This is a genomic window from Streptococcus sp. 20925_1_77 (assembly GCF_041432125.1).
Taxonomy (GTDB): domain Bacteria; phylum Bacillota; class Bacilli; order Lactobacillales; family Streptococcaceae; genus Streptococcus.
Map to the genome: position 1 here is coordinate 73,072 of NZ_JAPVZB010000004.1, position 12,589 is coordinate 85,660.

Annotated in this window: 15 protein-coding genes; 13 read left to right on the top strand and 2 right to left on the bottom strand. The window is 43.9% G+C overall.

What is annotated here, in order from left to right:
• The first annotated feature begins 39 nt into the window (after positions 1 to 39).
• The 13 genes from xseA to metG all read left to right on the top strand — a co-directional run bounded on the left by xseA (position 40) and on the right by metG (position 11,442).
• On the top strand, positions 40 to 1,380 hold the full coding sequence (gene xseA / locus O3626_RS03860; protein ID WP_371495385.1) for an exodeoxyribonuclease VII large subunit: 1,341 nt from the start codon (positions 40 to 42) through the stop codon (positions 1,378 to 1,380).
• On the top strand, positions 1,358 to 1,570 hold the full coding sequence (locus O3626_RS03865; RefSeq protein ID WP_003006013.1) for an exodeoxyribonuclease VII small subunit: 213 nt from the start codon (positions 1,358 to 1,360) through the stop codon (positions 1,568 to 1,570). The genes xseA and O3626_RS03865 overlap by 23 nt, the downstream gene beginning before the upstream one ends.
• Positions 1,567 to 2,442, top strand: a complete 876-nt coding sequence (locus tag O3626_RS03870; protein ID WP_371495387.1) for a polyprenyl synthetase family protein — start codon at positions 1,567 to 1,569, stop codon at positions 2,440 to 2,442. Before O3626_RS03865 ends, O3626_RS03870 begins: the two co-directional genes overlap by 4 nt.
• Positions 2,435 to 3,253 carry a TlyA family RNA methyltransferase gene (locus tag O3626_RS03875; protein ID WP_371495389.1) on the top strand — a complete coding sequence of 273 codons (819 nt, stop codon included), beginning with the start codon at positions 2,435 to 2,437 and terminating at the stop codon, positions 3,251 to 3,253. The genes O3626_RS03870 and O3626_RS03875 overlap by 8 nt, the downstream gene beginning before the upstream one ends.
• The gene (locus O3626_RS03880) at positions 3,243 to 3,677 is read left to right on the top strand and encodes an arginine repressor (protein WP_003012247.1); all 435 of its coding nucleotides are present in this window, start codon (positions 3,243 to 3,245) and stop codon (positions 3,675 to 3,677) included. Before O3626_RS03875 ends, O3626_RS03880 begins: the two co-directional genes overlap by 11 nt.
• A gap of 6 nt (positions 3,678 to 3,683) precedes the next feature.
• Positions 3,684 to 5,342, top strand: coding sequence for a DNA repair protein RecN (recN, locus tag O3626_RS03885; protein ID WP_371495391.1), 1,659 nt, complete (start codon positions 3,684 to 3,686; stop codon positions 5,340 to 5,342).
• 22 nt (positions 5,343 to 5,364) lie between these two features.
• Positions 5,365 to 6,093 (top strand): metallophosphoesterase, encoded by a 729-nt coding sequence (locus O3626_RS03890; protein WP_070594394.1) that lies wholly within the window; start codon positions 5,365 to 5,367, stop codon positions 6,091 to 6,093.
• Positions 6,094 to 6,181: 88 nt separating this feature from the next.
• Complete coding sequence (locus tag O3626_RS03895; RefSeq protein WP_371495393.1) at positions 6,182 to 7,015, top strand: DegV family protein; 834 nt, start codon at positions 6,182 to 6,184, stop codon at positions 7,013 to 7,015.
• Between the two features lie 110 nt (positions 7,016 to 7,125).
• On the top strand, positions 7,126 to 7,401 hold the full coding sequence (locus O3626_RS03900; RefSeq protein ID WP_003006038.1) for an HU family DNA-binding protein: 276 nt from the start codon (positions 7,126 to 7,128) through the stop codon (positions 7,399 to 7,401).
• A gap of 101 nt (positions 7,402 to 7,502) precedes the next feature.
• A complete protein-coding gene (locus O3626_RS03905) occupies positions 7,503 to 7,658 on the top strand; it encodes a hypothetical protein (RefSeq protein ID WP_004219735.1) in 156 nt (51 codons plus the stop codon).
• Positions 7,659 to 7,848: 190 nt separating this feature from the next.
• Positions 7,849 to 8,295: a Fur family transcriptional regulator gene (locus O3626_RS03910; protein WP_080982765.1), complete on the top strand. Its 447-nt coding sequence runs from the start codon at positions 7,849 to 7,851 to the stop codon at positions 8,293 to 8,295.
• Positions 8,296 to 8,441: 146 nt separating this feature from the next.
• Positions 8,442 to 9,134: a phosphoglycerate mutase gene (locus O3626_RS03915; RefSeq protein WP_003012031.1), complete on the top strand. Its 693-nt coding sequence runs from the start codon at positions 8,442 to 8,444 to the stop codon at positions 9,132 to 9,134.
• 316 nt (positions 9,135 to 9,450) lie between these two features.
• On the top strand, positions 9,451 to 11,442 hold the full coding sequence (metG, locus tag O3626_RS03920; RefSeq protein WP_371495395.1) for a methionine--tRNA ligase: 1,992 nt from the start codon (positions 9,451 to 9,453) through the stop codon (positions 11,440 to 11,442).
• Between the two features lie 272 nt (positions 11,443 to 11,714).
• Here metG and O3626_RS03925 read toward each other — a convergent pair whose 3' ends face one another.
• Both O3626_RS03925 and O3626_RS03930 read right to left on the bottom strand, forming a co-directional pair.
• On the bottom strand, positions 11,715 to 11,921 hold the full coding sequence (locus O3626_RS03925; RefSeq protein WP_003006064.1) for a helix-turn-helix transcriptional regulator: 207 nt from the start codon (positions 11,919 to 11,921) through the stop codon (positions 11,715 to 11,717).
• 10 nt (positions 11,922 to 11,931) lie between these two features.
• Complete coding sequence (locus O3626_RS03930; RefSeq protein WP_371495397.1) at positions 11,932 to 12,453, bottom strand: DUF2975 domain-containing protein; 522 nt, start codon at positions 12,451 to 12,453, stop codon at positions 11,932 to 11,934.
• Positions 12,454 to 12,589 lie beyond the last annotated feature (136 nt).

Consider the following 12,589-nt stretch of genomic DNA (forward strand, 5'->3'; position numbering starts at 1 on the left):
ATAATTAAACTTGATCATATTCTGTAGAAAGGAGTTCCTATGTCCAACTATTTATCCGTATCCAGTCTGACCAAATACCTCAAGTTAAAATTTGATAAGGACCCCTATTTGGAGCGGGTCTATTTGACAGGTCAGGTCTCAAATTTTCGGAAGCGTCCCAATCACCAGTATTTCTCTCTAAAGGATGAAAAGGCTGTGATTCAGGCGACTGTTTGGGCTGGGATCTATAAGAGTTTTGGCTTTGAGCTAGAAGAAGGCATGAAGATCAACGTCATTGGTCGGATTCAGCTTTATGAACCAAGTGGGAGTTATTCCATTGTCATCGAAAAGGCGGAGCCAGATGGGGTAGGGGCCTTAGCCATCCAATTTGAGCAACTTAAGAAAAAGCTGACCGAAGAAGGGCTTTTTCAGGATCGGTGGAAGCAAGCTCTACCACAATTCCCAAGAAAGATCGGGGTGGTCACTAGTCAAAGTGGGGCCGTGATTCGCGATATTATCACAACGGTGAGCCGTCGTTTTCCTGGTGTGGACATCGTGCTCTACCCGACCAAGGTCCAGGGAGAAGGCGCTGCAAGTGAGGTGGTTGCTAATATCCAGAAGGCCAATGCTCGGACGGACCTAGATGTCTTGATCATCGGTCGTGGGGGTGGTTCGATTGAAGACCTCTGGGCCTTTAATGAAGAGCCGGTTGTGCGGGCTATTTTTGAGTCTAGGATTCCCATTATTTCCAGTGTGGGACATGAGACAGACACGACTCTAGCAGATTTTGTAGCGGACCGACGAGCCGCTACTCCGACAGCAGCCGCTGAATTAGCCACTCCGGTGACGAAATTAGATCTCTTGTCGCATTTACAAAAGCAGGAGAATCGCATGGCAACAGCCATGTCCAATCGTTTAGCCTATAATCGTGAACGTTTGGCCAAATTAAGTCAATCGGTTATTTTTAGACAGCCCGAGAGACTCTATGATGGCTACCTGCAAAAGATTGACCAGTTGCAATTGCGATTGAAACAAGGGATGCGCGAAGTTTATGGACAAGGGGACATTCAGCTGCAAGGTCTGCGCCATCGTCTAGAGGCTATGTCTCCTTTGCATCGTATCGAACGTTATCAAGACCGTATCTTCCAAGATAAGAGACTCTTAACCAGCCGCATGGAACAAGTCCTAAAAGAGCAAAAGATCAAGGTTCAAGGCTTATCAGAAGCCCTCTTGATGCTGGATACTAGTCGGATTATTGCGCGTGGCTATGCCATGGTCAAGCAAGACGATCAGATCTTGGATTCGGTTGCGAAAGTAAAAGAAGGAGACCCGCTGTCCCTCATCATGAGAGATGGCCAGTTAGAAGTAGAGGTAAAACATGTCGAAAGAAAAGAAATTTGAAGAAAATTTAGCAGATTTGGAAGCCATCGTCCAAAAATTGGAGAGTGGTGATGTGGCTCTTGAAGAAGCCATTACAGAATTCCAAAAAGGAATGAAGTTGTCAAAAGAATTGCAAGATACCTTGGATCAAGCAGAGAAAACCTTGGTCAAGGTCATGCAAGCAGATGGTACTGAAGCGGATCTAGCATGAGACAAGAAGAAAAACGAAATAGAGTAGAGCAAGCAGTTCGCTCTTTTTATGAGGAGAAAGCCGTCGCCCCCCATTTAGTGGAGTCGGTCCTGTATTCGATCCAGGCAGGTGGAAAACGCCTGCGCCCCTTGCTCCTTCTAGAATTGTTAGAGGCCTTTGGACTGGAATTGACGGAGGCTCACTTTCAAGTGGCAGGAGCTTTAGAGATGATCCATACAGGAAGCCTTATTCACGATGATCTGCCTGCCATGGACAATGATGATTACCGTCGGGGGCAATTGACCAATCATAAGAAATTCGGAGAAGACCTGGCGATTTTAGCAGGGGATGCGCTTTTTCTCGATCCCTTTGGGATGATTGCTGCGAGTGCCCTTCCCGATGCGGTCAAGGTCTCTTTGATTCTTGAATTGTCAGATGCTTCCGGTAGTCGTGGAATGGTAGCTGGCCAAGTCCTTGATATGGAAGGAGAGCACAAACAGCTCACGCTAGCAGAATTGCAAACCATCCATGCCAATAAGACAGGACGCCTCCTTGCCTATCCTTTCATCGCAGCTGGTTTGATTTTAGAGTTGCAAGCAGACATTGCTCAGCTCTTAGAAAAAATCGGGAAAAAATTAGGCCTGGCTTTTCAAGTACGGGATGATATTTTGGATTTGGTCGCTGATTTTGAAGCTCTAGGTAAGACTCCTCAAAAGGACTTAGTAGCAGAAAAATCGACCTATCCAGCCCTCTTGGGATTGGAAGAATCAAAAGCTTTGCTTACAAGCAAATTAGACGTTTGCGAGGATTTGTTGGATCAGATTACAGCTTCTTGCGACTTTGATCCGCAAGCAATCAAGAAATTAATAGAAGGATTACGAATAGATGGCTAAGGAAAGAGTGGATGTATTAGCCTATAAACAAGGCCTATTTGATACCCGTGAACAAGCCAAAAGAGGGGTGATGGCAGGCCTTGTCGTTGCCGTTATCAATGGTGAGCGCTTTGATAAACCGGGTGAAAAAATTGATGAAGCGACCGAGTTGAAATTAAAGGGTGAAAAGCTTAAGTATGTCAGCCGGGGTGGACTCAAATTAGAAAAGGCCCTGAACCAATTTAGTTTGTCTGTAGAGGACAAGATTGCCATCGATATTGGCGCCTCCACAGGTGGTTTTACAGATGTCATGCTGCAAAATGGAGCCAGCCAGGTCTTTTCGGTGGATGTTGGGACCAATCAGTTGGCTTGGAAATTGCGCAATGATCCTCGGGTAGTCTCTATGGAACAGTTCAATTTCCGCTATGCCCAGCCAGATGATTTTGAAGCGACACCGAGCTTTGCGAGTATCGATGTCAGCTTTATTTCCTTGGACTTGATTCTGCCAGCCCTTCATCGGATTTTGGCAGAAAATGGACAAGTCGTAGCGCTGGTCAAACCTCAGTTTGAAGCAGGACGCGAACAGATCGGGAAAAATGGGATCATTAAGGATTCTAAGATTCATTTAGCGGTTCTTGAAAAGGTCGCTACATTTGCAGGAACGCATGGCTTTTCTGTAATGGGAGTGGATTATTCCCCTATCCAAGGAGGCCATGGCAACATCGAATTTTTGATGTATCTAGAAAAAAAAGAAGAGAAAATAAAGCCAACGACAGAGCAGCTGGAGGCTGTTGTGGAGCTGGCACATAAGGAATTTAAACATGAAGAGTAAGAATATCAGATTAGAAAAAATTCGTCGCTTTATTCGCGATCATGAAGTTGGGACCCAAGAAGAGATCGTCGAACATTTGAAAGAAGAAGGCATCTCAGCAACCCAAGCGACGGTATCACGGGATATCAAAGAATTGGGCATCGTAAAACGCCCTCTGAAAGACATGACCTATGTCTATGAATTGCCACGTAAGCACCACCAAGGAATTGGGATGATTGAAAGCAATATCTTGTCTCATCGTCGCATGGGAGAATATGTCAATTTCACCATGGTTCCAGGGACAGCGCCCTTAGTCAAACGTCGTTTGCGGGAGATTTATAAAGATCATATCTTTAGTATTGTCGCAGATGATGATACGATTTTACTGATTGCTTATTCCGCACCAGAAGCAGAGAATATCCTCAAATCAATCTTTGGGTGGTAAGAGCCTATGCTATTAGAAATTTCGATTAAGAACTTTGCCATTATCGAAGAGATTTCCTTAAATTTTGAAAAGGGAATGACGGTACTGACAGGGGAAACAGGTGCAGGGAAATCCATCATTATCGATGCTATGAACATGATGCTGGGAAGCCGTGCAACGACGGATGTCATTCGACACGGAGCCCCAAAAGCTGAAATCGAAGGTCTCTTTGCTGTTGAGAGCAATCGCCACTTGACGGCTCTCTTTGAAGAGCAAGGACTAGAGTGGACCGATGAGTTGATCATCCGCCGAGAGATCCTGCAAAATGGACGAAGTGTCAGTCGGATCAATGGCCAAATGGTGAATTTATCGGTCTTAAAAGCAGTCGGCCAACATTTGGTGGACATCCATGGCCAGCATGATCAGGAAGAACTCATGCGATCCCAATTGCATATCACTATGCTAGATGAATTTGGGGATGCAGCCTTTTTCCAAACGAAAGCCGCTTATCGTCAGACCTTTGAAGATTACAAACGACTGCGCAAACAAGTGGTGGAACTCCAGCGCAACCAGCAGGAAAACAAGGCCCGTATTGAGATGTTGGAGTTTCAGATTGCGGAGATTGAGGCAGCTGCCTTGGAAGTGGATGAGGATGTGCGTTTGGAGCAAGAACGCCAACGCCTGCTCAATCATAAAATGATCGCAGATATCCTAACCAATGCCTATACCATGCTGGATGCAGAAGAGTTTTCGAGTCTAGCCAATGTTCGCTCAGCCATGAATGATTTGGAAAGTATCGAAGAATATGATACCAGCTACAAAGAGCTCTCAGGCCAGCTGGCGGAAACCTTCTATGCCCTTGAGGACATTACCAAACGCTTAGAAGATGTGGTCGATGGTCTGGAGTTTGATGGCAATCGCCTCATGCAGGTGGAGTCGCGCTTGGATTTGATTCATTCCATCACACGAAAGTATGGTGGCCAAGTCAAGGATGTCTTAGAATACCTGGCGCAAATCACCAAAGAATATAGTCTCATCACCGGAAGTGACCTCTCATCTGAGGAATTAGAAAAAGAACTCAAACGTTTGGAAAAGAGTTTGGTATCCTTGGCTCAAGATTTGAGTGATCAGCGGCATGCCTTGGCCCAAGCTTTAGAAAATGAAATCCAGCAAGAATTAGCGGACCTTTACATGGACAAGGCGCGCTTCCAAGTGCGCTTTAGCAAAGCTAAGTTTAATCGTGAAGGAAATGAAGCTGTTGAATTTTACATTTCGACTAACCCAGGTGAGGACTTTAAACCGCTGGTCAAGGTAGCATCCGGCGGAGAATTGTCACGCTTGATGTTGGCCATTAAGTCTGCTTTTTCTCGAAAAGAAGGAAAAACCAGTATCGTCTTTGATGAGGTGGACACAGGAGTTTCTGGGCGCGTGGCCCAAGCGATCGCAGCGAAAATTCATAAGATTGGTCAAAATGGCCAAGTGCTTGCTATTTCGCACCTACCTCAAGTCATCGCAGCAGCGGATTATCAATTCTATATTGAAAAGATCAGTGATGCACACTCTACCGTATCAACTGTGCGCTTGCTCAATAGAGAAGAACGAATCGAAGAAATTGCTAAGATGCTTGCAGGAGAAGATCTAACGGAAGCTGCCCGCCAACAGGCAGAGCAACTTCTCAAGCGTTAAGAGAGAAAGAAGGTTTATAACCATGTCAACATACTTTGTAGTCGGAGATATTCACGGGAAAGCACAAATGCTAGAAGAGCTCATGACAGAGTGGGACGGAAAAGCTCAATTGGTCTTTTTAGGGGATTTGATAGATCGAGGTGAAAACAGCAAACGATCGATTGAGATCGTAAAAGACTACGTAGACCATCACGGAGCTGTTTGCCTTTCCGGAAATCACGAGTACATGTTTTTAGCTTGGTTGGACAATCCAGAAGAACGTTATGACCACTACCGAAGAAATGGTGGCGATACGACCATTAATTCTCTATTGGGACGCCCGCTCGATGCTCCTGTAGATGGGGTTGCAGATGCGCAAGCAGTAGAGAGCACGGTTCCTGAATTGGTGGCCTTCATCCGCAGTTTGCCCTTTGACTATGAGACAGAGAGCTATTACTTTGTTCATGCCGGGGTGGATCTAACCCTTGAAAATTGGCGGGAAACCAGTGACTACCAAAAGGTATGGATCCGAAAACCATTCCATGAAGCGGAGAATCAGACAGGCAAATGGATCGTCTTTGGTCATACACCGGTCTATGGACTGCTCAATGAGCCAGTCGGTACCGAAAATCTTTGGATTTCAGATCAAAAAATGGGTGTCGATGGGGGCGCTGTTTATGGAGGGGTTCTCCATGGGTTGCTCTTGGATGATCAAGGAATTGTCCAAGACCATGTCCTTCACAATACAGGTTTTTCTGCTGCAGATGATTAAGGGAGCCGAACTAGTTATCTTTCACTGCAAAACCTCGTGTTTTTTGATATAATGAAAGCAGAACATTCTAGGAAGAGTATAGGAATATATGGCAAATATTAAAATAGTTACAGACTCATCTATTACAATTGAGCCTGAAGTGGTTGAAGAATATGGCATTACGATTGTGCCGCTTTCTGTTATGGTGGATGGAGTCCTTTATTCTGACAGTGAGTTGGGCCAAGGGGACTTCTTGCGCTTAATGCAGTCTAGCAAAAATCTTCCAAAGACCAGCCAACCACCCGTTGGAGTTTTTGCGGAAATTTATGAAAAGTTAGCAGCAGACGGAGCTCATATCGTTTCGATTCATATGTCTCATGCCTTGTCAGGAACAGTAGAGGCGGCACGTCAAGGAGCAACCTTGTCAGGAGCAGAAGTGACTGTGATTGATAGTGGCTTTACAGACCAAGCCATGAAGTTCCAAGTCGTTGAAGCAGCCAAGTTGGCCAAAGAAGGAGCTGATTTAGACACTGTCTTGGCCCGCATTGAAGAAGTTAAAGAAAAGACAGAGTTGTATATCGGCGTATCTACCTTGGAAAATCTAGTTAAAGGTGGTCGGATTGGCCGTGTTACCGGACTTTTGAGCTCGCTTCTTAACATCCGTGTGGTGATGCAAATGAAGGACCATCAGTTGGAACCAATCGTCAAGGGCCGTGGAAACAAGACCTTTAAGAAATGGTTGGATGAATTGGTAGAGAAACTTTCCCATAATAAGGTGGCTGAGATCGGAATCTCTTATGCAGGAACACCAGAGTGGGCCAATGAAATGAAGGTTCAGTTGCAATCGCTCGTTGAAAAAGCAATCCCTGTTCTCGAAACTGGATCGATTATTCAAACCCATACAGGTGAGAATGCATTTGCAGTTTTGGTACGCTACGAATAAGCTGAATAAATGTTTGAAAAAACAGGTTTAGTACTTGACCTAAAGGCTTTTTTTAGATATTATAGTACTGTTAAGGCGTAAAGCCTAAAAAAATTTGGAGGATTTGTTAAATGGCTAACAAACAAGATTTGATCGCAAAAGTGGCAGAAGCTACAGAATTGACTAAAAAAGATTCAGCAGCAGCTGTTGACGCTGTATTCGCAGCAGTTTCAGAATACCTTTCAAAAGGTGAAAAAGTTCAATTGATCGGTTTCGGTAACTTCGAAGTTCGTGAACGTGCAGCTCGTAAAGGTCGCAACCCACAAACTGGTAAAGAAATCAAAATCGCAGCTTCTAAAGTTCCAGCATTCAAAGCTGGTAAAGCTCTTAAAGAAGCAGTTAAATAATTGCATTTTGAAAAGCCATCCTAGATTTCTAGGATGGTTTTTTTGTTGGACAGCTCTATAGGATAAGGGTATAATAGGAAAAAAGAAAGAGAGAAAAGACCATGCGATTCATTTTAGGCCTCTTTGCCTTGTTGTTTATCCGACCTATTTTGTATCTACTGAAAGGGCTGTGGTTTGTACTGGAATTTTGCTTTATGATCCTCGTGGTTAAGATGATCCTAGGAACCGTACGCTGGATGACCAGTTGGATCGGCTGAGAGGGGATAGAGACATTAGTGAATGACTCAATGTCCCCCAGGGGTTTTGCTCTTCCGTTTTCAGGCTCGTGAATCAATGTCCACTGGACATTTTTTTTAATTAAAAGCATTCTAAATAGTGATTTATTTTGAAACATGATATAATAAGGGTAACGAATCGATTAAATCATATTGGAAAGGGGGATTCATAGTGAACGCATTGCATCGTCATGAAGAAGAGCGCGTGGAAGAAGTTTTGCAAAGTTTGCGTGCCAAGGGCATTCGGATAACCGATACTCGCAGAGCCGTTCTTTCCTATTTAGTGGCGAGTCATGAACATCCAAGCGCTGAGAAGATCTATCGCGATTTATTGCCTCAGTTTCCAAGCATGAGTCTAGCAACTGTCTACAACAATATCAAGGTTTTAATTGATGAGGGGGTTGTCTCTGAGATCAAGGTTCGCAATGATACCACGACCTATTTTGATTTCATGGGGCATGACCATTTGAATGTGGTGTGTGAAAAATGTGGCCGTATCGCAGATGTGGACATTGAAGTCCCAGATCTTCGCGAAGAAGCAGCGAGTCAAAGTGGCTACCAGATCACCAAGACCCAAATGACTGTCTATGGTATTTGCCCAGACTGTCAAAAACAATGATGAAGATATTCCAAGAGAGCCGTCAGGCTCTTTTTTGTGAGAAATTGCACTTTTCTATGGTCGCCACTAGATTTTTCACTGAAAATCTAGTAGAATAGAATAGATAAACGGGGGGAACCTCGGAGAATAAAAAGGAGATCCATCTAATGGTAAAATTGGTTTTTGCTCGCCACGGTGAGTCTGAATGGAACAAAGCTAACCTTTTCACTGGTTGGGCTGATGTTGATTTGTCTGAAAAAGGTACACAACAAGCGATCGACGCTGGTAAATTGATCAAAGAAGCTGGTATCGAATTTGACCAAGCATACACTTCAGTATTGAAACGTGCGATCAAAACAACAAACCTTGCGCTTGAAGCTTCTGACCAATTGTGGGTTCCAGTTGAAAAATCATGGCGCTTGAACGAACGTCACTACGGTGGTTTGACTGGTAAAAACAAAGCAGAAGCTGCTGAACAATTTGGTGATGAACAAGTTCACATCTGGCGTCGTTCTTACGATGTATTGCCTCCTGCAATGGACCGTGATGATGAACACTCAGCACACACTGACCGTCGTTACGCTTCACTTGATGATTCAGTGATTCCAGATGCTGAAAACTTGAAAGTTACTTTGGAACGTGCCCTTCCATTCTGGGAAGATAAAATCGCTCCAGCTCTTAAAGATGGTAAAAACGTATTCGTAGGAGCACACGGTAACTCAATCCGTGCTCTTGTTAAACACATCAAACAATTGTCAGACGACGAAATCATGGATGTGGAAATCCCTAACTTCCCACCATTGGTATTCGAATTTGACGAAAAATTGAACGTTGTAAAAGAATACTATCTTGGAAAGTAAGATAGCGTGATTCGTTATCAATCATAGAAGAGGCTGGGACAAAAGTCCTAGCCTCTTCTTGTTTTTGGATTGTCGAGCAAGACGCAGTGGTTGAGTGGGCTCTACTACGCTGATTTCATCAGCTTTTACAGCCCTACTCAACTGTGCGGAGGTGGGACGACGAAATCGAATTCTAACGAATTACCGATTTCTGTCCCACTCTCTTTTTGCTTGTCTTCCTTAGATCCTAGCTGATTTTGGGTTTTCAGGGTCTCCTAAAAATGTTATAATAGAGTGTTACTAAATTGGGTTCCATTAGCCCTGAAAGGAAAAGAAAATGACAAAATCATTCTACATCACAACCCCTATCTATTACCCATCTGGTAAATTACATATTGGTTCAGCTTATACTACGATCGCCTGTGACGTCTTGGCGCGTTACAAACGTATGATGAACTACGATGTGTTCTACCTGACTGGTCTCGATGAGCATGGGCAAAAGATCCAGCAAAAAGCAGAAGAAGCTGGGATCACGCCGCAAGCTTATGTAGATGGGATGGCCGTTGGAGTGAAAGAACTCTGGCAATTACTCGATATCTCATATGATAAATTCATCCGTACGACAGACGATTACCATGAAAAAGTGGTGGCCCAGGTCTTTGAACGCTTGCTTGCTCAAGACGACATCTACCTTGGGGAATACTCTGGTTGGTATTCAGTATCTGATGAAGAGTTCTTTACAGAAAGCCAATTGGCTGAGGTCTACCGTGATGAAAATGGCAAGGTCATCGGTGGGGTAGCCCCATCAGGCCACGAAGTAGAATGGGTTTCTGAAGAATCTTATTTCCTTCGTCTCAGCAAATACCAAGACCGCTTGGTTGAATTTTTCAAATCCCAACCTGATTTCATCACGCCAGATGGCCGTCTCAATGAAATGTTGAAAAACTTCATCGAGCCAGGTTTGGAAGACTTGGCGGTATCTCGGACAACCTTTACCTGGGGTGTGCCAGTTCCATCTAATCCAAAACACGTGGTCTATGTATGGATTGATGCCCTTCTCAACTACGTGACAGCTCTTGGTTATGGTCAAGAAGATCATGAAAACTTTGACAAATTCTGGAACGGAACCGTCTTCCACATGGTTGGAAAAGACATCCTTCGTTTCCACTCCATCTACTGGCCAATCCTTCTCATGATGTTGGATATCAAATTGCCAGAACGTTTGATTGCCCATGGTTGGTTTGTCATGAAAGACGGCAAGATGTCTAAGTCTAAAGGGAATGTCATCTACCCAGAAATGTTGGTGGAACGCTTCGGCTTGGATCCGCTTCGTTACTACCTCATGCGCAGTCTGCCAGTTGGTTCAGATGGTACCTTCACACCAGAAGACTACGTGGCCCGCATCAACTATGAATTGGCTAATGACCTTGGAAACCTCCTCAACCGGACGGTAGCCATGATCAACAAGTACTTTGGTGGTCAAGTACCAGCCTATGTCGAAAATGTCACAGCATTTGATGCTGATTTGGCTAAGGTAGTTGAAGAAAACATCGCTGAATACCACAAGCAAATGAACGCGGTTGATTACCCACGTGCATTGGAAGCCGTATGGAACATCATCTCTCGGACTAACAAATACATCGATGAGACTGCTCCTTGGGTCCTCGCTAAAGAAGATGGTGACAAGGAACAATTGGCAACGGTCATGGCTCACTTGGCAGCTAGCCTTCGTGTTGTGGCTCACTTGATCCAACCATTCATGATGAACACCTCAAATGCCATCATGGAACAACTTGGCTTGGACTTGGACTTCGATCTTGAAAACTTGACCTTAGCAGGATTCCCTGAAAATGTCACAGTAGTTGCCAAAGGAACTCCAATCTTCCCACGTCTTGATATGGAAGAAGAAATTGCCTACATCCAATCTCAAATGACTGCTGGCAAACCACAAGAAAAAGAATGGATTCCAGAAGAAGTAGAACTCAAGTCTGAAAAAGATGAGATCAAATTTGAAGACTTTGACAAGGTTGAAATCCGTGTAGCAGAAGTCAAAGAAGTGGAACGCGTCGAAGGATCAGACAAATTGCTTCGCTTCCGCCTAGATGCAGGAGATGGCGAAGACCGTCAAATCCTCTCTGGTATCGCGAAATTCTATCCAAATGAACAAGAATTGGTCGGCAAAAAACTCCAAATCGTGGCCAACCTTAAACCACGTAAGATGATGAAGAAATATGTCAGCCAAGGCATGATTCTTTCCGCAGAACACGGAGATCAATTAACAGTCTTAACAGTTGATCCATCTGTTCCAAATGGAAGCATTATTGGTTAAACATATATAAAAAAGCACTCCCGTGGGAGTGCTTTTGTTGTATTGATATAGTTCCCATCATTGAATTTTACAAGGATAGAAGATGAGTCCTATTAGTAATGAATGTTAATGGAGACTTCCGCAGTGAGAAAAGAGTCTGAAACATTTTCGTTTCAGACTCTTGGAAGATTTGAGACAGTAGGCTCAAATCTTAGGTATGGAATCCCAAAGGGATTCGCTACCGTCCGTCCTCACCTAAGGAAAGTCTCCGATTACATTACTTAATACATTTCCTATTCATCTGGCCGGTATTCTAGGATATCTCCTGGCTGGCAGTCGAGTTCTTTGCAGATGGCTTCAAGGGTGGTGAAGCGGATGGCTTTGGCCTTGCCTGTCTTGAGGATGGAGAGGTTGGCTGTCGTAATGCCGATTTTGTCAGCTAGCTCATTGGATTTCATTTTTCGCTTGGCCAGCATGACATCTAGATTAACGATAATCATGGTCCCCTCCTTAAATGGTCAGCTCATTTTCTTCAGCGATCTCAATCCCTCTTTCTAAAATCTTGCCAAGGATCCAGACAATTGGGACAGCAAGGAGAAGTCCTGTGTTAAAGGTCAATTGGAAGGTGAAGGGAAGGAGATAAGCATTGCCATTGGTCTCAAGTGTACCAGACATAAAGGACAAGACCAAGAGGATCTTCCAAGCTCGGTTGCAAAGATCAATGTTGGAGTGAGAAAAGATCTTTTCTTGATAGAGATTTTGGAGGAAGCTGCGAATAGTGAGGAGAAGAAAAATATAAATAGCGCTTGAGGCTAGTGGGAAGAGCAACTGCCAGAGGGGTTGCAGATGTTTGGGGAAGAGCTGGATGCCATTTACCTCAAAGGACAAGCGTCCAGATTGAATGAGATCCTTAAACACTCCCATCCGGGAAAGCAAGTGGATGACCAGTGCTACCACGGTCATAAAGCCACAGAAGTAAATGAAAGCCGTTAAGACTTCAATGATATTTTTTAGGGTTTTCGAGTTTTTCATCGCAAGCCTCCTTGAAGTTTCTTTATTATTTACTTATAGTATACTCCTTATAAAAAATTAGTCAATAAAAAAGTATCGAAAAACGATAAAAAAATAATGTTAAACAAAATATTATTTTTGAGAAACAGGTATTCTA